This is a genomic window from Pseudomonas sp. EB271-G4-1, from assembly GCF_058791355.1.
Genome location: NZ_JBYTEO010000002.1, coordinates 75,656 through 97,993 on the forward strand (window position 1 = coordinate 75,656; position 22,338 = coordinate 97,993).

The 22,338-nt window shown below is 59.6% G+C and carries 15 protein-coding genes; 14 read left to right on the forward strand and 1 reads right to left on the reverse strand.

Features of this window, described 5'->3' with window-relative positions:
• The first annotated feature begins 13 nt into the window (after positions 1–13).
• On the forward strand, positions 14–1,282 hold the full coding sequence (locus AC3WWR_RS01390; RefSeq protein WP_020796147.1) for a malic enzyme-like NAD(P)-binding protein: 1,269 nt from the start codon (positions 14–16) through the stop codon (positions 1,280–1,282).
• 241 nt (positions 1,283–1,523) lie between these two features.
• On the opposite strand, the gene AC3WWR_RS01395 is transcribed toward AC3WWR_RS01390, so the two are convergent.
• Positions 1,524–3,965 carry a penicillin-binding protein 1A gene (locus tag AC3WWR_RS01395; protein WP_033042561.1) on the reverse strand — a complete coding sequence of 814 codons (2,442 nt, stop codon included), beginning with the start codon at positions 3,963–3,965 and terminating at the stop codon, positions 1,524–1,526.
• Between the two features lie 214 nt (positions 3,966–4,179).
• Between AC3WWR_RS01395 and AC3WWR_RS01400 the strand changes: the two genes are divergently transcribed.
• From AC3WWR_RS01400 to AC3WWR_RS01460, 13 genes are all read left to right on the forward strand, one after another.
• Positions 4,180–5,241 (forward strand): pilus assembly protein PilM, encoded by a 1,062-nt coding sequence (locus AC3WWR_RS01400; protein ID WP_020796149.1) that lies wholly within the window; start codon positions 4,180–4,182, stop codon positions 5,239–5,241.
• Positions 5,241–5,807: a PilN domain-containing protein gene (locus tag AC3WWR_RS01405; RefSeq protein WP_020796150.1), complete on the forward strand. Its 567-nt coding sequence runs from the start codon at positions 5,241–5,243 to the stop codon at positions 5,805–5,807. Before AC3WWR_RS01400 ends, AC3WWR_RS01405 begins: the two co-directional genes overlap by 1 nt.
• Positions 5,804–6,424 (forward strand): type IV pilus inner membrane component PilO, encoded by a 621-nt coding sequence (locus tag AC3WWR_RS01410; RefSeq protein ID WP_033042556.1) that lies wholly within the window; start codon positions 5,804–5,806, stop codon positions 6,422–6,424. Before AC3WWR_RS01405 ends, AC3WWR_RS01410 begins: the two co-directional genes overlap by 4 nt.
• A complete protein-coding gene (locus AC3WWR_RS01415; protein ID WP_033042554.1) occupies positions 6,424–6,948 on the forward strand; it encodes a pilus assembly protein PilP in 525 nt (174 codons plus the stop codon). The genes AC3WWR_RS01410 and AC3WWR_RS01415 overlap by 1 nt, the downstream gene beginning before the upstream one ends.
• Positions 6,949–6,961: 13 nt before the next feature.
• Positions 6,962–9,013, forward strand: coding sequence for a type IV pilus secretin PilQ (locus AC3WWR_RS01420; RefSeq protein ID WP_432668897.1), 2,052 nt, complete (start codon positions 6,962–6,964; stop codon positions 9,011–9,013).
• Between the two features lie 4 nt (positions 9,014–9,017).
• Positions 9,018–9,536 (forward strand): shikimate kinase AroK, encoded by a 519-nt coding sequence (aroK, locus tag AC3WWR_RS01425; protein ID WP_032831512.1) that lies wholly within the window; start codon positions 9,018–9,020, stop codon positions 9,534–9,536.
• A gap of 151 nt (positions 9,537–9,687) precedes the next feature.
• Positions 9,688–10,788, forward strand: coding sequence for a 3-dehydroquinate synthase (aroB, locus tag AC3WWR_RS01430; protein WP_020796154.1), 1,101 nt, complete (start codon positions 9,688–9,690; stop codon positions 10,786–10,788).
• Positions 10,789–10,798: 10 nt separating this feature from the next.
• Positions 10,799–12,388 carry an ExeA family protein gene (locus tag AC3WWR_RS01435; RefSeq protein WP_492598413.1) on the forward strand — a complete coding sequence of 530 codons (1,590 nt, stop codon included), beginning with the start codon at positions 10,799–10,801 and terminating at the stop codon, positions 12,386–12,388.
• Positions 12,389–12,738: 350 nt separating this feature from the next.
• Entirely contained in the window at positions 12,739–17,184 is a 4,446-nt protein-coding gene (gene gltB / locus AC3WWR_RS01440; protein ID WP_020796156.1) for a glutamate synthase large subunit, read from the forward strand.
• A gap of 32 nt (positions 17,185–17,216) precedes the next feature.
• Entirely contained in the window at positions 17,217–18,635 is a 1,419-nt protein-coding gene (locus tag AC3WWR_RS01445) for an FAD-dependent oxidoreductase (protein ID WP_020796157.1), read from the forward strand.
• Between the two features lie 252 nt (positions 18,636–18,887).
• Positions 18,888–19,955 carry a uroporphyrinogen decarboxylase gene (gene hemE / locus AC3WWR_RS01450; protein ID WP_432668899.1) on the forward strand — a complete coding sequence of 356 codons (1,068 nt, stop codon included), beginning with the start codon at positions 18,888–18,890 and terminating at the stop codon, positions 19,953–19,955.
• A gap of 287 nt (positions 19,956–20,242) precedes the next feature.
• Positions 20,243–21,709: an N-acetylglucosamine-binding protein GbpA gene (gbpA, locus tag AC3WWR_RS01455; RefSeq protein WP_033044044.1), complete on the forward strand. Its 1,467-nt coding sequence runs from the start codon at positions 20,243–20,245 to the stop codon at positions 21,707–21,709.
• 109 nt (positions 21,710–21,818) lie between these two features.
• On the forward strand, positions 21,819–22,337 hold the full coding sequence (locus AC3WWR_RS01460) for a type II secretion system protein N (protein ID WP_020796160.1): 519 nt from the start codon (positions 21,819–21,821) through the stop codon (positions 22,335–22,337).
• Position 22,338: the final 1 nt, after the last annotated feature.

The window sequence follows — 22,338 nt, forward strand, 5'->3', positions numbered from 1 at the left end:
GCGGAATGCCAAAATGTCTGATCTGAAAACTGCCGCTCTCGAATATCACGCCAATCCTCGTCCAGGGAAGCTGAGTGTCGAGCTCACCAAGGCCACTGCTACCGCCCGCGACCTGTCGCTGGCGTACAGCCCCGGCGTAGCTGAACCAGTACGCGAGATCGCCCGCGATCCTGAGCTGGCCTACAAATACACCGGCAAAGGCAACCTGGTTGCAGTCATTTCCGATGGCACCGCGATTCTGGGCCTGGGTAACCTCGGCCCATTGGCCTCCAAACCAGTGATGGAAGGTAAAGGCGTGCTGTTCAAGCGCTTCGCCGGCATCGACGTTTTCGACATCGAAGTCGATTCTGAAAGCCCGCAGGCCTTCATCGACACCGTCAAGCGGATCTCCATCACTTTCGGTGGCATCAACCTGGAAGACATCAAGGCGCCTGAGTGCTTTGAAATTGAACGCGCCCTGATCGAGCAGTGTGACATCCCGGTATTCCACGACGACCAGCACGGTACCGCGATCGTGACCGCAGCCGGCATGATCAACGCCCTGGAAATCGCTGGCAAAACCCTGCCGCAAGCCAAGATCGTGTGCCTGGGTGCCGGTGCTGCCGCCATCTCCTGCATGAAATTGCTGGTGAGCATGGGTGCCAACATCGAAAACATCTACATGGTTGACCGTACCGGTGTGATCCACTCCGGCCGTGACGACCTGAACCAGTACAAGGCCGTCTTCGCTCACGCGACTGACAAACGCACCCTGGCAGACGCCCTGCAAGGTGCAGACGTGTTCGTCGGCCTGTCCGGCCCGAACCTGCTGAGCGCTGAAGGCCTGCTGTCCATGGCGCCTAACCCGATCGTGTTCGCGTGCTCCAACCCTGATCCGGAGATCTCCCCGGAGCTGGCACACGCTACCCGTAGCGACGTGATCATGGCCACCGGCCGTTCGGACTACCCGAACCAGGTCAACAACGTGCTGGGCTTCCCGTTCATCTTCCGTGGTGCCCTTGACGTTCGCGCCAAGCGCATCAACGAAGAAATGAAAGTGGCTGCGGCCAACGCCTTGCGTGAACTGGCCAAGCTGCCAGTGCCTCAGGAAGTGTGCGATGCCTACGGTGGCATCAAGCTGGAATTCGGTCGTGAGTACATCATTCCGAAACCAATGGATGCTCGCTTGATCACCCTGATCTCTGACGCTGTGGCCAAGGCTGCGATCGAGACCGGCGTGGCGACCCTGCCGTACCCGAAGAACTACCCGCTCAAAAGCGTGGATGACGTGTTCAACGGCTAAGTCGTGGTAGCGCTTCAACCGAAAGCCCCGGCTCGTTTTGAGCCGGGGCTTTTTTACATCCGTGAGTTTTGCGTCGATTGTGCAGGCCTTTTCGCGGGCAAGCCCGCTCCCGCAGGGTTTATGCGATTCCTGTGGGAGCGGGCTTGCCCGCGAAGGCGGCAGTTAAATAAATGCAAATCTGGCAGGCAATAAAAAGCCCTGCACTTCTCACGAGGGCAGGGCTCTTTGATGTGGCTTGCGATCAGAACAAATCGATCGGCGCGCCCTCATCCGCCGGTAGCGGGCTGCCTGGAGCGTTGCCGTTGCCCAGCTCATTGCCCGTCGGCGGCGTATCTTCGACCTTGAACAGCTCGAAGTAGGCCCCAGGCGTGCCTGGAGTGGCTGCACGGCCGCTGATTGGATCTACCCGCAGGCTCAGGATGCCTTCCGGCTCTGGCTGGGTGTGAGGCGGCAGGTCTTTGAGCGCGGCACCCATGAAGTTCATCCAGATGGGTAGGGCGACGGTGCCACCAAACTCCTTGCGACCCAGGCTTTCGGGCTGGTCGAAGCCTGTCCAGACGGTGGTGACGTAATCGGCGTTGTAGCCGGAGAACCAGGCGTCCTTGGACTCGTTGGTGGTGCCGGTCTTGCCGGCAATGTCGCTGCGGCCCAGGGCCAGCGCGCGACGACCGGTACCGAGCTTGATCACGTCCTCCAGCATGCTGTTGAGGATGTAGGTGGTTCGTCCATCGACAATGCGTTCAGCCACGGCAGGTGTTTGTGGTGCTGGTTGCTCGCCCGGTGCCTGGCCAGGTGTTGCATTGACCGTAAAGGCTTCGGCGGCGGGTGCGGCGATACCGTCGGTCGCGACAGCGCCTTTTGGCACGCTGGGTGGGTTCGCAACGAACAGTGTATCGCCATTGCGGCTTTCGATCTTTTCGATGATGTACGGGGTGATCTTGTAGCCACCGTTGGCAAAGGTACTCCAGCCCGTGGCAATTTCCATTGGTGTCAGGGTTGCGGTACCCAGGGCCAGGGAAAGGTTGGGTGGCAGATCCTGCTTGTTAAAGCCAAAGCGGGAGATGTAGTCGATGGTCTTGCCAACGCCCATCGCTTGCAACAGGCGAATCGAAACCAGGTTACGTGACTTGTAGAGCGCTTCACGCAGGCGGATCGGGCCGAGGAAGGTATTGGTGTCGTTTTTCGGGCGCCAGACTTTGTCCAGGTATTCGTCGACAAACACGATCGGTGCGTCGTTCACCAGGCTGGACGCGGTGTAGCCGTTATCCAGTGCGGCACTGTAGACGAAAGGCTTGAAGCTCGAACCCGGCTGGCGCTTGGCTTGAAGGGCGCGGTTGTAGTTACTTTGCTCAAAGGCGAAACCGCCGACCAGCGCGCGGATGGCGCCGTTTTGCGGATCAAGGGAGACCAATGCGCCCTGAGCCTGCGGGATCTGGCTGAATTTCAGCGAATTGTCCGCCTGGCGTTGCACGCGAATCAGATCGCCGACCTGGGCCACATCCGAAGGCTGCTTGGGGTTTGGACCCATGCTGTTGGTGTTCAGGAATGGGCGAGCCCATTTCATGGTGTCCCAGCTAACGTGTTCGCTGCCGGTGCGGGTCAGCACCTGCAGGCCGCTCTTGTCGACCTGGGTGACGATGGCTGGTTCAAGGCTGCTGATGGTGCGTTGCTTGGTCAGTTCGGTCGCCCACGCCTCGCGCGTCTTGCCCGGCAGACGAGACTCGGGGCCCCGATAGCCGTGACGCTGGTCATAGGTCATCAAGCCTTCGTGGAGGGCGGTGTTGGCCATTTCCTGAAGGTTGCTCGGCACCGTGGTGGTGACGCGGAAACCTTCGGTGTACGCATCGCTGCCATAGCGGCCAACCATTTCGGCGCGGGCCATCTCGGCGATGTAGGGCGCGTTCACTTCTGGAGTCGGTACGTGATAGCTGGCGTTCAGCGGCTCGTTGACGGCAGTGGTGTAGTCGGCTTCGCTGATTTTGCCCAGCTTGTACATGCGCCCCAGGATCCAGTCGCGACGCTCCTTGCTACGGGCCGGGTTGGCCAGCGGGTTGAATCGCGAAGGCGCTTTGGGCAAGCCGGCGATCATCGCCATCTGCGCCAGGCTGATGTCGCGAATCGACTTGCCGTAATACACCTGCGCCGCTGCCTCGATGCCGTAGGCGCGGTTGCCCAGATAGATCTTGTTGACGTACAGCTCAAGGATTTCATCCTTGGTCAGCTGCCGTTCGATCTGCAGGGCCAAGAGGATTTCGGTGGTTTTACGCGAGAAGCTGCGTTCGCTGGTCAGGAAGAAGTTTTTTGCCACCTGCATGGTGATGGTGCTGCCGCCGGACTGGATATGGCCACTTTTGACCAGTTGAGTGGCAGCGCGCATCAGGCTGCTGGGATCGACGCCGTAGTGATTGGCGAAGTTATCGTCTTCAGCACTTAGTAACGCATTAATGAAGTTGGGGGGAATGTCGGCGAAACGGATCGGTGTACGGCGCATTTCGCCAAATTCTGCGATCAACTTGTTGTCGCTGCTGTAGACCCGCAGGGGAATCTGCAACTGGATGCTTCTCAGTGCCTCAACGGAGGGCAATCCAGGACTAAGGTAAAGAAACGCCCCACTCAGACCCAGAAGCAGTCCGCAGAATACGGCGACGATGGACCAACCGAAAAATTTCAGCAGACGAATCAAGGCTTTTGGACATCCAGGGCAAAAAATGAATTTGGCATCAGGGTTCAGGCTAAAGGAGAACGACCCGCGCTTGAGAAAAACCGGAAAAAAACGCTGGGCATTATAAGCATTTTTCCGTCCAAGGCGTTATTTGCGCTAGCTGTCAAGACGGGTGGATTGAACGCAACACCCGTTATGGAGTCCGTAACTCACGGAAAGTCATAGGGAATTGGTAGTGCTAAGACTCTTCAATAAAAAAGCCAGGTCGCTCCTGGGAATCGATATCAGCTCCACTTCGGTGAAGTTGCTGGAACTGAGCCGCCAGGGCAATGGCTATCGGGTCGAAGCCTACGCAGTCGAGCCGTTGCCCGCCAAGGCGGTCATCGAGAAAAATATCGCCGAGCTCGATGGGGTGGGCCAGGCGCTGGCGCGCGTGCTGGTCAAGGCCAGGACCGACCTCAAGTACGTAGCGGTGGCCGTGGCCGGTTCTGCAGTGATCACCAAGACCATTGAAATGGATGCCGGCCTTACCGATGACGAGATGGAAGACCAGTTGAAGATCGAGGCCGACCAGTACATCCCTTATCCGCTGGACGATGTCGCCATCGATTTCGAAGTCCAGGGCGCTTCCACGCGCAATCCTGAGCGGGTCAACGTGTTACTTGCCGCCTGTCGCAAGGAAAATGTCGAGGTCCGTGAGGCCGCACTGGCCCTGGCGGGCTTGACTGCGCGCGTGGTCGACGTGGAGGCCTATGCCCTGGAGCGTTCGTTCGGTTTGCTCAAGATCCAGCAGGGAGGCGCTCAAGGGCGCTTGGTGGCAGTAGTCGATGTCGGAGCAACCATGACCACCCTGAGCGTGCTGCTTGAGGGGCGGATTATCTATACCCGAGAGCAATTGTTCGGCGGCCGTCAGCTCACCGAGGCAATTCAGCGCCGATATGGCCTGACCGTTGAGCAGGCCGGCTTGGCGAAGAGACAAGGCGGCTTGCCGGATGATTATGTCGGCGAAGTGCTGCAGCCGTTTCGCGAAGCGCTGGTACAGCAAGTATCGCGCTCATTGCAGTTCTTCTTCGCTTCGGGCCAGTACAGCGCGGTCGACCAGATTCTGCTGGCCGGCGGTACTGCGTCAATCCCCGGTCTGGAGCGGTTGATCGAGCAGCAATTGGGAACGCCAACGCTGGTGGCCAACCCGTTTTGCGACATGACGTTGGGCAGCAAGGTCAATGCCGTGGCCCTGGCCAGCGATGCGCCGGCGCTGATGATTGCCTGCGGGTTGGCCCTCAGGAGTTTCGACTGATGGCGCGGATCAATCTATTACCCTGGCGCGAAGAGCGACGGGAAGAGCGGCGCAAGCGCTTCCTCGTGGTGCTGGCAGCTGTAGTGCTGGGTTCGGCAGGCGCCTTGCTCGTGCTCAACCAGGTCATCGGCGGAGCTATCGAGCGGCAGATTGCACGTAACGACTACATCGGCAGACAGATCGCCATGGTCGACGAGCGGATCAAGCAGATCAGCGATCTCAAGGCTCGTCGCCAACAATTGGTCGAGCGCATGAGCATCATCCAGGACTTGCAAGGTAATCGCCCGATCAGCGGGCGAATATTTGATCAACTGGCGCGGACCTTGCCCGATGGGGTGTATTTCACCGAAGTCAAAATGACGGGCAAGACCTTGTCCATCACTGGGGCGGCGCAATCGAACAACCGTGTTTCAGACCTGATGCGAAACCTGGAGGCGTCCGACTGGTTCGATGCGCCCAGCCTGACTGAAGTCAAGGCGACGACCTCGGGCCAACTGGACCAGGCCAATGTTTTTCAGTTGACCGTTCGTCAAACCCGGACCGCGGCCGTGGAGGATGGCGAATGAGTCCGTCCGAATGGCTCGACGGGTTGCGCAGGATCGATATCAACGATCTGGATACTCACAACATGGGGGCCTGGCCACCCGCGATTAAAGTCCTGATGGGCATTGTGGTCGCGGTCCTGGTGCTGTCGATCGGCTACAACTTTTCCACGAGCGAGCTTGAAAACCAGCTTGAGCTCAAGCGAGAGGAGGAGTCGACCCTCAAGGAGCAATTTGCCAGCAAATCCCAAATGGCGGCGAATCTGGAACTTTACTCCCAGCAGATGAAGGAGATGGAGAATGCCTTCGGTGTTCTGCTACGGCAACTCCCCAGCGACACTGAAGTCCCAGGCCTGCTGGAAGATATCACTCGAACAGGGCTGGGCAGCGGCCTGGAGTTCGAAGAGATCAAGCTGTTGCCGGAGGTCACCCAGCCGTTCTACATCGAACTGCCGATCAAGATCACGGTCACCGGTGCCTATCACGACCTGGCCACTTTTGTCAGTGGCGTGGCCGGGTTGCCGCGTATCGTCACCCTGCATGATTTCGACCTCGCGCCGGTCAATCCAGACGACGGACCGAAATTGCGCATGAGCATCCTGGCCAGGACTTACCGCTACAACGACAAGGGACTGAATTGATGAGCCCGCTACGTGGTTGTTCGATAGTGGTTTTGGTCGCCTTATTGGCTGGCTGTGACGGCGGCGATGATTTCAGCGACCTGGACGCCTACATGAACGAAATGCGCCTTCGGGCGCCGGGCAAAATTGAACCAACGCCGACATTTCGGTCTTACCCGACGTTCACCTACAACGCCGCCAACTTGCGTAGCCCGTTTTCACGGCAGGTCAAGGTCGATCTGGCACACCAACAAGGTGCGCGCAACGTCAAGCCTGACCCCAGCCGGGTCAAGCAGTACCTCGAGGGTTTCAATATCGAGCAGTTTGAAATGGTCGGCACGATTTCCAATGCGGCAGGCTCCTTTGCACTGCTGCGCGGCGCTGGTGGGGTGCATCGGCTGAAAGTCGGTGATTACCTGGGGCGTAACGACGGCCGGATTGTCGCCATCAGTGGCTCGCAAGTCGAAGTGGTAGAAATCGTTCCTGACGGCGAAGGTGCCTGGCTGGAGCGGCCGCGGATCCTTCCTTTGAAAGAGCACTCATAGTGGAACTCGTACAATGAACAGGATTTTCTCCACCCTCGGAGTATCGCTATGGATAGCGTTGCTGTCACCGATGGTACAAGCGGCCAACCTCAAGGCGCTGGATGTCGCCGCATTGCCGGGAGATCGCGTCGAGTTGAAGCTGGTGTTCGACCAACCGCCTCCGACGCCCCGTGGTTATACAACGGACTCTCCTGCCCGGATTGCCCTGGATTTGCCCGGTGTCGTCAGTCAGCTGGCGAGCAAAACTCGCGACCTGGGCAGTGGCAATGCCCGCAGCGCGACCGTGGTGGAGGCCAAGGATCGTGCGCGGCTGATCATCAACCTGACCCAGTTGAGCCCCTACGACATGCGGGTCGAAGGCAATAACCTGTTTGTGGTCGTCGGGCAGGGAGGTAAAAGCCGTGCGCCAAGAGCGGCCGCTGCTGCTGTACCGGTCCCGGTTCCGGCGCGCGCGGTTGCACCGACAGGCAAAGCGATTCGTGCGGTGGATTTCCAGCGGGGTACCGAGGGCGAAGGCAATGTCGTGATCGACTTGTCGGATCCGTCCATTGCACCCGATATCCAGGAGCGCGAAGGCAAGATCGTTCTCGGCTTCAACAAGACCCGATTGCCCGAGCCGTTGCGTGTGCGCCTGGATGTGAAGGATTTCGCCACACCGGTGCAATTCGTCAATGCCAGTGCCACGGGGGACAAGGCGACCATCACCATAGAACCCAACGGTGCCTTTGACTATTCGACCTACCAGACCGACAACAAGCTGACTGTCAGCATTCGTCCGATGACGGTCGACGACCTGCAAAAGCGCAACGCCGATCGCAATGCCTACAGCGGTGAAAAGCTTTCGCTGAATTTCCAGGACATCGACGTGCGCTCGGTACTGCAACTGATCGCCGATTTCACCAACCTCAATCTCGTCGCCAGTGACACGGTCCAGGGGGGAATTACCCTGCGCCTGCAAAACGTACCCTGGGACCAGGCGCTGGACCTGGTACTGAAAACCAAGGGCCTGGACAAGCGCAAGCTGGGTAATGTGTTGCTCGTCGCTCCGGCCGACGAAATTGCCGCCCGTGAACGCCAGGAGCTGGAGTCGCAAAAGCAGATTGCCGACCTGGCACCACTACGTCGGGAACTGTTGCAGGTCAATTACGCCAAGGCGGCCGATATCGCCAAACTGTTCCAGTCGGTGACCAACGCCGAGGCGAAAGCCGACGAACGGGGATCGATCACGGTCGATGAACGCACCAACAACATCATTGCCTACCAGACCCAGGACCGGCTCGACGAACTGCGGCGCATCGTTGCGCAGCTGGATATTCCGGTACGTCAGGTGATGATCGAGGCGCGTATCGTTGAAGCCAACGTTGACTACGACAAGAGCCTTGGCGTGCGTTGGGGAGGCTCAATACAGAACAAAGGCAACTGGAATGCCTCGGGAGTCGGTAACGGCACCAGCGACGGCGGTAGCACCAGCTCGCCGTTCGTCGACCTGGGGGTCGCCAACAACACATCGGGCATCGGCATCGCCTTCATCACCGACAACGTCTTGCTGGACCTTGAATTGACGGCCATGGAAAAGACCGGCAATGGCGAAATCGTCTCGCAACCCAAGGTCGTCACTTCCGACAAGGAAACCGCAAAGATCCTCAAGGGCACCGAGATTCCCTACCAGGAAGCCAGCTCCAGCGGCGCTACTTCGGTCTCGTTCAAAGAGGCTTCGCTATCGCTGGAGGTGACGCCGCAGATCACGCCGGACAACCGGATCATCATGGAGGTCAAGGTCACCAAGGATGAGCCGGATTACCTGAACAAGGTCCAGGATGTGCCGCCGATCAAGAAAAACGAAGTCAATGCCAAGGTCCTGGTCAACGATGGCGAGACCATCGTCATTGGTGGTGTTTTCTCAAATACTCAAAGCAAGGTTGTAGATAAGGTGCCATTTCTTGGCGATGTGCCGTATCTTGGCCGCCTTTTCCGGCGTGACGTGGTTTCGGAGAAAAAATCCGAGCTGTTGGTGTTTCTCACACCGCGTATCATGAATAACCAGGCGATTGCTGTGAGTCGTTGATTCTGTGCGAAATTTGATACTTGTAGGACCGATGGGGGCTGGAAAAAGCACCATCGGCCGATTGCTGGCCAAAGAGCTGCGCTTGCCATTCAAAGATTCCGATAAGGAAATTGAATTACGCACGGGCGCCAATATCCCATGGATCTTCGACAAGGAAGGCGAACCGGGCTTTCGTGAGCGCGAGCAGGCAATGATTGCCGAGCTGTGCGATTACGACGGCGTGGTGCTGGCGACAGGCGGTGGCGCGGTCATGCGCGAGGCCAATCGTCGGGCGCTGCGCGCTGGCGGACGTGTGGTCTATCTGCATGCCTCCGTCGAGCAGCAGGTCGGCCGCACTTCACGCGACCGCAATCGGCCATTGTTGCGTACAGCCGATCCGGCCAAGACCCTCAGGGACCTTTTGGCCATTCGCGACCCTCTTTATCGGGAAATCGCCGATCTGGTGGTGGAAACGGATGAACGACCGCCGCGAATGGTCGTGCTCGATATCCTGGAGCGTTTGCAGCAATTGCCGCCCCGTTAAAGCGTCGCACGAAATGCGCTATCCTCGGCCTCCTGCCATGACCGCTCGAGGTTGTGGCGAATGGCCATCGAGCGACGTCACACCCGCGGTGGCCGTAGACATTCGTTAACCCAAGGCAGGTTGCCTGATTCCATCTTCACTGTGGGGACACATGCAGACACTCAAGGTCGATCTAGGCGAGCGCAGCTACCCGATTCATATTGGCGAAGGTTTGTTGGACCAGCCTGAGCTGCTGGCCCCGCACATTCGCGGACGGCAAGTGGCGATCATTTCCAATGAAACCGTTGCGCCTCTCTATCTCGAACGCCTGACCCGCAGCCTTGCGCAGTTCTCGGTGATTTCCGTGGTGTTGCCCGACGGCGAGGCCTTCAAGACCTGGGAAACCCTGCAACTGATTTTCGACGGTCTGCTGACCGCGCGGCACGATCGGCGCACCACGGTGATCGCCCTGGGTGGCGGCGTGATTGGCGACATGGCCGGCTTTGCGGCAGCCTGCTACCAGCGCGGTGTCGATTTTATCCAGGTTCCGACCACGCTGCTGTCGCAGGTTGACTCTTCGGTGGGTGGCAAGACCGGTATCAATCATCCGCTGGGCAAGAACATGGTCGGCGCCTTCTATCAGCCGAACGTCGTGCTTATCGACACCGCCTCCCTCAATACGCTGCCGGCCCGCGAGCTGTCCGCCGGCCTGGCCGAAGTCATCAAGTATGGGTTGATCTGCGATGAGCCGTTCCTGACCTGGCTCGAAGACAACGTCGACCGCCTGCGCAACCTGGATCAGCAAGCCCTCACCTATGCCATCGAGCGCTCCTGTGCGGCCAAGGCGGCCGTGGTCGGCGCCGACGAGAAAGAAACTGGTGTACGGGCAACGCTCAACCTGGGGCACACCTTCGGTCACGCCATCGAGACCCACATGGGCTATGGTGTCTGGCTACATGGTGAAGCGGTGGCTGCTGGCACTGTCATGGCTTTGGAGATGTCCGCGCGCCTGGGCTGGATCAGCGAACAGGAGCGCGACCGCGGCATTCGCCTGTTCCAGCGTGCCGGCCTGCCGGTTATTCCGCCTGAAGAGATGACCCCGGCCGATTTTCTCGAACACATGGCAATTGACAAGAAAGTGATCGACGGTCGTTTGCGCCTGGTGCTGCTGCGCCACATGGGCGAAGCGGTAGTGACCGACGATTATCCGAAAGAGGTTCTACAGGCCACGCTGGGAGCGGATTACCGCGCCCTGGCTCAGCTTAAAGGTTAATAAGAACGCGATGACTAGTTTGCATGCCGACGAGGCTTTCCTCGGCCACTACCAGTTGAGTCATGACCCTTTTGCTCCACGGGTCCCTGGCTTCAAGTTTTTCCCTGCCCAGCGCAAGCCGGTGCTGGGGCAGTTGCACCATCTGGCGCGTTACAGCCAGTTGCTGTTGGTGGTCACAGGTCCGCATGGCAGTGGCAAGACCCTGCTGCGCCAGGCCCTGGTGGCCAGTACCAACAAGCAGACCGTGCAAAGCGTGGTGGTTTCCGCCCGTGGTGCGGGTGATTCGGCTGGCGTGTTGCGCCAGGTTGCCCAGGCACTGGACGTTGCCCAGGCTGAGATCGGGGCAATTCTGAAACAGGTGGTGCAGCTTGCTCTGACTGGGCAGGAAGTCTATCTGCTGGTCGATGATGCCGAGCAGCTCGACGAGTCCGCGCTTGAAGCCTTGATGGCCTTGGGCGCGGGTGCGCCGGAAGGCCGTCCGCATGTGTTCCTGTTCGGCGAGTCCTCGATGATCGCTCAGCTTGAGGCTTTGCAACTCGAGGAAGAACGCTTCCACGTCATCGAGCTGCAGCCTTACACCGAAGAGGAAACGCGTGAATACCTGGAGCAGCGGCTTGAAGGCGCCGGCCGGGGTATCGAACTTTTCACTGTAAATCAGATCTCTGATATTCACGAAAGCTCCGAGGGTTGGCCTGGCAACATCAACCAGGCTGCCCGCGATGCGATGATCGAAGCCATGATTGCCAGCCGCTCAGCGGTGAAGCGTCCAAGTATGGGGTTCAATATGCCGAAGAAACACGTATTGGCGATTTCCGCCGTCGTTGTGGTCGCGGTAGCCGCCGCCTGGTTGATGCCTGGTCGCAGCAAGACACCGACCACCGGTGCGCCTGCCAACGAACAGGCGCAACTGCCGCTTGGCCAGGGCTCGGCGGGCGGTGCTCCGGCCGTCGAATTCGCCGGCAACACGCAGCCTACGCCATTGCCGTTGGTCGGCAATTCGCAACCGGTCATGCGTGCTCCATTGGCCGAAGCAGCGGGTGGCATTACCGAGGGCGATGACGGCGTGCCGGTCGAGGGTTCCAGCGCAACGCCACCGACCGTGACTACGATCGCACCGCCAGCGGGCGTTCCGGCTGGTCCTGCGCCAACGCCAACGCCAACCGCCAAGCCGACGCCTGCACCGACCCAGGTCGCTACCGCCAAGCCAGCGCCTGCTCCGGTTGCCAAGCCGGCTCCAGCTCCGGCGCCAGCCAAGCCAGCCGCCGCTGCTGCCAAGCCGGCCGAGAAGCCAGCGACCGTCGCCAAGGCTGCCGGTGGCACCTGGTACGCCGGTCAGGCACCGGGTAATTACGTGGTGCAGATCCTCGGCACCAGCTCGGAAACCGCCGCACAAAACTTCGTCAAGGAGCAAGGCGGCGAGTACCGTTATTTCAAGAAAGTCCTCAACGGCAAACCGCTCTACGTGATCACCTACGGCAACTTCGCCAATCGTGATGCAGCCGTTTCCGCCATCAAGGCCTTGCCAGCGAAGGTCCAGGCTGGTAAACCTTGGCCTCGCACTGTCGCCAGCGTCCAACAGGAACTGGCAACAACTCGCTGAAGATTCGGCGGCCTTACCCAGGCCGCCTCTCCAAGCACCTCAAAATTTCTACAAGTGCGCGCAACCTTTCGGGCTGCGTGCCTTGTGGTGTCTGCGTCACAGTAGTCTTTGAGTCGTAGCGGTCAAAATTAAAAAAAGTTTTGACTAGCACAGCAGATCGCTTTAAACCTTTCACGAATGCGACATAGATTTGCGACATTTCGTCGCCAAATTTGTGAGGCCAAGTGTCGGTGTGTACAATGACCTCCCTTTTGCCCCCGCAAAGCTGGCGTACGTTCGGTGCGGATGGTAAGTGGTTGAATTGAAAAGAAATTTGCCTCGATAAGGGGCAGCCTGGTGAGAAAGTGTCTATGAAAGCAGGTCTGTACCAACCAGATGAATTCAAGGATAACTGCGGTTTCGGCCTGATTGCCCATATGCAGGGCGAGCCCAGTCATACCCTTTTGCAAACGGCCATCGAGGCCCTGACCTGCATGACCCACCGCGGTGGGATTAATGCTGACGGCAAGACCGGTGACGGTTGCGGTCTGCTGATTCAAAAGCCGGACGTGTTCCTGCGAGCGATCGCCCAGGAAACCTTCGGCGTCGAACTGCCCAAGCAATACGCTGTGGGCATGGTTTTCTTCAACCAGGACCCGGTCAAGGCTGAAGCCGCTCGCGAGAACATGAACCGCGAGATCCTGGCTGCCGGCCTGCAGTTGGTCGGCTGGCGCAAAGTGCCGATCGATACCAGCGTCCTCGGCCGCCTGGCCCTTGAGCGCCTGCCACAGATCGAGCAGGTGTTCATCGGTGGCGAAGGCCTGAGCGACCAGGACATGGCCGTCAAGCTGTTCACCTCCCGTCGTCGTTCATCGGTGGCCAACGCCGCCGATACCGACCACTACGTCTGCAGCTTTTCGCACAAGACCATTATCTATAAAGGCCTGATGATGCCGGCGGACCTGACCGCCTTCTATCCAGACCTGAGCGATGAGCGCCTGCAAACCTCGATTTGCGTGTTCCACCAGCGCTTCTCCACCAACACCCTGCCGAAATGGCCGCTGGCCCAACCGTTCCGCTTCCTGGCGCACAACGGCGAGATCAACACCATCACCGGCAACCGCAACTGGGCCGTGGCCCGTCGCACCAAGTTCGCCAACGATCTGATGGATCTGGAAGAACTCGGCCCGCTGGTCAACCGTGTCGGTTCCGACTCATCGAGCATGGACAACATGCTCGAGCTGATGGTCACCGGTGGTATCGATCTGTTCCGCGGCGTGCGGATGATCATTCCGCCTGCGTGGCAGAACGTCGAGACCATGGACCCGGACCTGCGTGCGTTCTACGAGTACAACTCGATGCACATGGAACCGTGGGATGGCCCGGCCGGTGTGGTTATGACCGACGGTCGCTACGCGGTGTGCCTGCTCGACCGTAACGGCCTGCGTCCGGCGCGTTGGGTCACCACCAAGAACGGTTTCATCACCCTGGCTTCGGAAATCGGTGTCTGGAACTACCAGCCTGAAGACGTGATCGCCAAGGGCCGAGTGGGGCCTGGCCAGATCTTTGCCGTGGACACCGAGACCGGTCAGATCCTCGACACCGATGCCATCGACAACCGTCTCAAGTCACGTCATCCGTACAAGCAATGGCTGCGCAAGAATGCCCTGCGCATCCAGGCGACCATGGAAGACAACGACCACGGTTCGGCGTTCTACGACGTCGATCAGCTCAAGCAATACATGAAGATGTACCAGGTCACGTTCGAAGAGCGCGACCAGGTGCTGCGCCCGCTTGGCGAGCAAGGCTACGAAGCCGTGGGCTCGATGGGCGACGATACGCCGATGGCCGTGCTGTCCCAGCGCGTGCGTACGCCTTACGACTATTTCCGCCAGCAGTTCGCGCAGGTGACCAACCCGCCGATCGACCCGCTGCGTGAAGCCATCGTCATGTCGCTGGAGATCTGCCTCGGTGCCGAGCGCAACATCTTCCAGGAGTCGCCGGAACACGCGTCGCGCGTGATCCTCAGCTCGCCGGTCATTTCCCCGGCCAAGTGGCGCTCGCTGATGAACCTCGATCGTCCAGGCTTCGAACGCCAGATCATCGACCTCAACTACGACGAAAGCGTCGGCCTCGAAGCAGCCATCCGCAACGTCGCCGATCAGGCTGAAGAAGCCGTGCGCGCCGGTCGTACGCAGATCGTCCTGAGTGACCGTCACATTGCCCCGGGCAAGTTGCCGATCCACGCCTCCCTGGCCACCGGCGCGGTACACCACCGCCTGACCGAGAAGGGCCTGCGTTGCGACTCCAACATCCTGGTGGAAACCGCGACTGCTCGCGATCCGCATCACTTCGCCGTGTTGATCGGTTTCGGTGCCTCTGCCGTTTATCCGTTCCTGGCCTACGAAGTGCTGGGCGACCTGATCCGTACCGGTGAAGTGCTGGGCGACCTCTACGAGGTGTTCAAGAATTACCGTAAAGGCATCACCAAGGGCCTGCTCAAGATCCTCTCGAAGATGGGCATCTCGACCATCACTTCGTACCGTGGCGCACAGTTGTTCGAAGCCATCGGCCTGTCCGAGGAAGTCTGCAACCTGAGCTTCAAGGGCGTGCCGAGCCGCATCAAGGGCGCGCGTTTCGTCGACATCGAAGCCGAGCAGAAAGCCTTGGCCACCGAAGCCTGGAGCCCGCGCAAGCCGATCCAGCAAGGCGGCCTGCTGAAGTTCGTCCACGGTGGCGAATATCACGCGTACAACCCGGACGTGGTCAACACCCTGCAAGCCGCCGTGCAGCAGGGCGACTACAGCAAGTTCAAGGAATACACCTCGCTGGTGGATAACCGCCCGGTGTCGATGATCCGTGACCTGCTCAAGGTCAAGACCCTCGATACCCCGCTGGACATGAGCGAAATCGAACCGCTGGAATCGGTGCTCAAGCGCTTCGACTCCGCCGGTATCTCGCTGGGCGCCCTGTCGCCTGAGGCTCACGAAGCCCTGGCCGAAGCCATGAACCGCCTCGGTGCGCGTTCCAACTCCGGTGAAGGTGGTGAAGACCCGGCGCGCTACGGCACCATCAAGAGCTCGAAAATCAAGCAGGTTGCGACCGGCCGTTTCGGTGTGACCCCGGAGTACCTGGTCAACGCTGAAGTGCTGCAGATCAAGGTTGCCCAAGGCGCCAAGCCTGGCGAAGGTGGTCAACTGCCAGGCGGCAAGGTCAACGGCCTGATCGCCAAGCTGCGTTATGCAGTGCCGGGCGTGACCCTGATTTCGCCACCGCCGCACCACGACATCTATTCGATCGAAGACTTGTCGCAGCTGATTTTCGACCTCAAGCAGGTCAACCCGAAGGCGCTTGTCTCGGTGAAGCTGGTAGCGGAAGCGGGCGTCGGCACCATCGCTGCCGGTGTGGCCAAGGCCTACGCGGACTTGATCACCATCTCCGGCTACGACGGCGGCACCGGCGCATCGCCACTGACCTCGATCAAATACGCGGGCGCTCCGTGGGAACTCGGCCTGGCCGAAACTCACCAGACCCTGCGCGGCAACGACCTGCGCGGCAAAGTCCGGGTGCAGACCGACGGCGGCCTGAAGACCGGCCTCGACGTGATCAAGGCAGCCATCCTCGGCGCTGAAAGTTTCGGCTTCGGCACCGCACCAATGATCGCCCTGGGCTGCAAATACCTGCGCATCTGCCACCTGAACAACTGCGCCACCGGCGTCGCGACCCAGAACGAGAAGCTGCGCAAGGATCACTACATCGGTACCGTCGACATGGTGGTGAATTTCTTCACCTACGTCGCCGAAGAAACCCGTGAGTGGCTGGCCAAGCTGGGCGTGCGCTCCCTCGAAGAGCTGATCGGTCGTACCGATCTGCTGGAAGTCCTCGAAGGCCAGACCGCCAAGCAGCATCACCTCGACCTGACCCCGTTGCTGGGCAGCGACCACGTGCCGGCGGACAAGCCACAGTTCTGCGGTGTGGAGCGTAACCCGCCGTTCGACAAAGGCCTGCTGGCCGAGAAAATGGTCGAAATGGCCACCTCGGCGATCAACGACAAGAGCGGCGCGGAGTTCGAACTGGATATCTGCAACTGCGACCGTTCCATCGGCGCGCGGATCTCCGGCGACATCGCCCGTAAGCACGGCAACCAGGGCATGGCCAATGCGCCTATCACCTTCCGCTTCAAGGGCACGGCCGGCCAGAGCTTCGGTGTATGGAACGCCGGCGGCCTGAACATGTACCTGGAAGGTGACGCCAACGACTACGTCGGCAAGGGCATGACCGGCGGCAAGCTGGTGATCGTTCCGCCAAAGGGCAGCATCTACAAGACCCAGGACAGTGCCATCATCGGCAACACCTGCCTGTACGGCGCCACGGGCGGCAAGTTGTTCGCCGCCGGTACCGCGGGCGAGCGTTTCGCCGTGCGTAACTCCGGTGCCCACACCGTCGTGGAAGGCACTGGCGATCACTGCTGCGAGTACATGACCGGTGGTTTCGTCTGCGTCCTGGGCAAGACCGGTTATAACTTCGGCTCTGGCATGACCGGCGGTTTCGCCTACGTGCTCGACCAGGACAACACCTTCGTTGACCGGGTCAACCACGAACTGGTGGAAATCCAGCGGATCAGCGGCGAGGCGATGGAAGCCTACCGTAGCCATTTGCAACGCGTGCTGAACGAGTACGTTGAGGAAACCGACAGCGAGTGGGGTCGTGAACTCGCCGAGAACCTCGATGATTACGTGCGTCGTTTCTGGTTGGTCAAGCCCAAGGCTGCCTCCCTGAAATCGTTGCTTTCCAGCACCCGTGCCAACCCGCAGTGATATGCGCCTGAAGAGTTTGATGAGGTTTTAAAATGGCTGAACGTCTGAATAATGACTTCCAGTTCATCGAGGTCGGGCGCAAGGATCCGAAGAAGAAACTGTTGCGTCAACGCAAGAAAGAGTTCGTGGAAATCTACGAACCGTTCAAACCCCAGCAGTCGGCCGACCAGGCCCACCGCTGCCTGGGTTGCGGTAACCCGTATTGTGAATGGAAGTGCCCGGTGCACAACTTCATTCCCAACTGGCTGAAACTGGTGGCCGAGGGCAATATCCTCCAGGCCGCCGAGCTGTCCCACCAGACCAACACCCTGCCGGAAGTCTGCGGCCGCGTGTGCCCGCAAGACCGTCTGTGCGAGGGTGCCTGCACCCTGAACGACGGTTTCGGCGCGGTCACCATCGGTTCGGTGGAGAAGTACATCACCGACACGGCGTTCGCCATGGGCTGGCGCCCGGATATGTCCAAGGTCAAGCCGACTGGCAAGCGTGTCGCGATCATCGGCGCGGGCCCGGCGGGCCTGGGCTGTGCCGACGTGCTGGTACGCGGTGGCGTGACGCCGGTGGTGTTCGACAAGAACCCGGAAATCGGCGGCCTGCTGACCTTCGGCATCCCCGAGTTCAAGCTGGAAAAGACCGTGCTGAGCAATCGCCGCGAAGTCTTCACCGGCATGGGCATCCAGTTCCGCCTCAACACCGAGGTGGGCAAGGACGTGACCATGGAGCAACTGCTCGAAGAATACGATGCCGTATTCATGGGCATGGGCACCTACACCTACATGAAGGGCGGCTTTGCCGGTGAAGACCTGCCGGGCGTGTACGACGCCCTGGACTTCCTGATTGCCAACGTCAACCGCAACCTGGGCTTCGAAAAGTCGCCGGAAGATTTCGTCGACATGAAAGGCAAGAAGGTCGTGGTACTGGGCGGTGGCGACACCGCGATGGACTGCAACCGTACTTCGATCCGCCAGGGCGCCAAGTCGGTGACCTGTGCCTATCGTCGTGACGAAGCGAACATGCCGGGCTCGCGCAAAGAGGTGAAGAACGCCAAGGAAGAAGGCGTGAAATTCCTCTACAACCGCCAGCCGATCGCGATTGTCGGTGAAGACAGGGTCGAAGGCGTGAAGGTGGTCGAGACCCGTCTCGGCGAGCCGGACGCCCGTGGCCGTCGCAGCCCCGAGCCGATCCCGGGCTCCGAGGAGATCATCCCGGCCGACGCCGTGGTCATCGCCTTCGGTTTCCGTCCGAGCCCTGCGCCGTGGTTCGAGCAGTTCAGCATCCAGACCGATAGCCAGGGCCGTGTAGTAGCTCCGGAACAGGGTCAGTACAAGCACCAGACCAGCAACCCGAAAATCTTCGCCGGTGGCGATATGGTTCGCGGCTCTGACCTGGTGGTGACGGCGATCTTCGAAGGCCGTAATGCAGCCGAAGGGATCCTGGATTACCTGGGCGTCTAAGCCCGCTCTAGAGCCAAAAGCAATACCCCTGTGGGAGCGAGCCTGCTCGCGAAAGCGGTCTGTCAGTCAACATCAATGTTGGATGTTACAGGCCCCTTCGCGAGCAGGCTCGCTCCCACAGTCGTTTGGTGGTGATACGAATGTCGCGTTTCAGCGCGACAAATTGACCCGATAGACAAAAGGCTGACGTGCATTCGTGCCTTTTGCGTCCGGCTCTGAGAAAATGCCCGCACTTTTTTTCCGGATGCCGACATGACTGCCCTGAAGAACGACCGTTTCCTGCGCGCCCTGCTCAAGCAACCCGTAGACGTCACTCCCGTGTGGATGATGCGTCAGGCCGGTCGCTACCTGCCTGAATACCGCGCCAGCCGTGCCAAGGCCGGCGATTTCATGAGCCTGTGCATGAACCCGGCGTTCGCTTGCGAAGTCACACTGCAGCCGCTCGACCGCTATCCGCAACTGGACGCGGCGATCCTCTTCTCCGACATCCTGACCATTCCCGATGCCATGGGCCAGGGCCTGTATTTCGAAACGGGCGAAGGCCCGCGCTTCAGGAAAGTCGTCAGCACCCTGGCCGACATCGAAGCCCTGCCGATTCCTGATCCGCAGAAAGACCTGGGTTATGTGATGGACGCGGTCAGCACCATTCGCCGTGAACTGAACGGCCGCGTGCCGCTGATCGGCTTCGCCGGCAGCCCATGGACACTGGCTACCTACATGGTCGAAGGCGGGTCGTCGAAAGACTACCGCAAGACCAAAACCATGCTCTACGACAACCCGCAAGCCTTGCACCTGCTTCTGGACAAGCTCGCGCAGACGGTCACCAGCTACCTCAACGGCCAGATCCTGGCCGGCGCGCAAGCGGTACAGATCTTCGACAGCTGGGGCGGCAGCCTCTCGGCGGCGGCGTACCAGGAATTCTCCCTGGCTTATATGCGCAAAATCGTCAGCGGCCTGATCCGCGAGCACGAAGGCCGCAAGGTTCCGGTCATCCTGTTCACCAAGAACGGCGGCCTGTGGCTGGAAAGCATTGCCGACGCTGGCGCCGACGCGCTGGGCCTGGACTGGACGTGCGACCTCGGCAGCGCCCGTGAGCGTGTCGGCAGCAAAGTTGCCCTGCAAGGCAACATGGACCCGACCGTGCTCTACGCCAAGCCTGAAGCCATTCGCGCTGAGGTCGGGCGTATCCTGGCCAGCTACGGCAAAGGCAGCGGCCACGTGTTCAACCTCGGCCATGGCATTACTCCGGAAGTCGATCCGGAACATGCGGGTGCGTTCTTGCGCGCCGTGCATGAGATGTCGGCGCAGTATCACGAATAACTGCGTTTAAGTTGTTTAAAACCCGTCCGGCCTAGCGCAGGACGGGTTTTTTTATACTTTTAGTTTCGTAACTAGTTTAAATATTTTCTCTGTAAGGTTTTTTCTCATTCTGTATCAGATAACGTCTAAGCGGATTAATCCTGCAGGAAGTAGAGATTTTCCCTACATATAAAGTTCTTTCATCCAAGTAGATTGAACGGTTCGTGCTCCCCCGTGGTGAGCAGAATTGCAATTAAAGGCGTCTGCAATGCACGCCTTATTTCGATAAGCAGTCTGGAATTTATTGGATGAAAAATGCTTACTACAAGGGAAGTGCGCTGGCCGCCTGCACTTCTTCAATGATCCTGTTATCGGCAATGTTCGCCTCTCAAAGTGTTTCCGCGCATGGCTATCTGGAAGTGCCACCCTCGCGCGCATTAGCCTGCCAGAAAGGCTTGAACACCCAGTGCGGTGGCGCCCAATACGAACCGCAAAGCGTTGGTGAAACCTTCAAGGGTTTTCCAGCGGGAGTGGGCGGCGCGCCTCTGCAAGGGCCGGTGGATGGCAAGATCCCGAGTGGCGGTCACTCGCTGTTTTCCGCGCTGGACGCGCAATCAGCCACCCGTTGGCATATGACGGAAATCAAGGAACGCAACATCGATTTCCAGTGGCGCTACACCGCTGTGCATCCAGCCACAAAACATGAGTATTTCATCACCCGAAACGGCTGGAACCCGAACGAAGCACTCAAGCGTGCCACCTTTGAAAGTGCGCCGTTCTGCACCATTGACGGCGGCAACCAGAAACCGGAGTCGGGAGCCAAACACAACTGCAACATCCCCGCGGACAAATCCGGGCAGCATGTCATCCTGGCGATCTGGACGGTCGGTGATACCGATGCAGCGTTTTATAACGTGGGGGATGTAAACATCCTTGCAGAGCCGGAGCTTCCGGGTGGTTGGTCTTCCGTAGGCAGCATCGCCCCATCGACTTCGTTGCTGGTCGGTGACAAGGTCAGGGCCCGTGCATTCTCCGCCAATGGCGAGAGCCCGGAATACAGCATAGAGATCCCCATCAATAGTGCCGAGGAAGGCTCGCCAAACAACTGGTCGTTCAAGTTGGCAGAAGCCATCAATGAAGCGCACACACTTGTGCGTGCGGGCGTTCGAGATGAAAACGGCAAGATCGAGCCGGTCAAGGGCAACAACAGCGTGTACGCGCAAAAAGACAGCGGCGTGACACGCTACGAAGTGCAACTGAACATGCAGGAAGATGCCGCGGCTCGTCTGTCGGTAGCTTCCCAGCAAGCTGAGTACGTATTGGACAAAGGCTTGGCCAAGATCGAGTTCAGCATCCTGTCCAATCGCAAGATGAACGTCGAAGCGACGCTGTTCGATGAGAGCAACAAGCCGGTCGGCTCCACTTCCACACAAGTGGGCAGCGGCCCGACCTGGTTGGCGATGGATGTTCGCAGCAATCCTGGCAAGCACACCCTGACCCTGGTCGGCACCACCCTGGATGGCCGGACCACCCGCCAGGACACCCAGGTAACCCAGTTGACCGGCGAAGGCGCGGGCGCCGATTACGACTTTGTGTTCCCGCAAGGCCTTGGCGAGTACACCGCCGGTACCAAGGTACTGCAGCCGAAGACCAACGAAGTCTTTGAGTGCAAGCCATTCCCTGAGTCCGGTTATTGCAAGCAATACAGCCCGACTGCCAATGGTTTTGAACCTGGCATCGGTGCGCATTGGCACATGGCCTGGGACAAACTCTAAGTCTATCGCGCAGTACTCCAGGTGATCTGTGAAGGTCGCCTGGAGGTTCTCTTTTTTTCGAGTTGCAAATGACGGATTCAGGTTATCGAACGGCTCGAGTGAACTACTCATGAAGAATTCGTGGCGGGTGCTGAGCCGTTTCGGCCTGGTAGTCATGCCGTTGGGTTATGCAGCGCTGCTGATCTGGCAGGAGTGGCACTTTCGGGAGCGCCTTGCCGCGCCGCCGCTACCCATGGCGGCGCCAATCCCTGGTCCCGCCCATGTACCGCTGGATGCTGGTGCGGTGGCGTCGGTGCTCGGCCTGACCCAAGGAGCCTCATTGCTCGCCAGTGCCGAACCGCTGACCTTGCAGGCCAGTTTTGTCTTGAGCGGCGGCGTGTCCAGAGCGTTGCTCGCCGATGATCAAGGTTCACGTGTGTATCAGGTGGGCGAACGTTTGCCCGGTGGCAGCGTGCTGCGTCGCGTCGAGGCCAATCAAGTGGTGCTGTGGAACAAGGGGCGCGAAGAGCGACTAACGCTGCGACCGTCCGTTGCGCGGTTCCTGCGAAAGCTCGAGTCACCCGGCGACACACAGGCTCCCGCTGTTTCCACGCGTTTTCTACGCCCGGTTTCCGGGCCGTCAGAGTAAT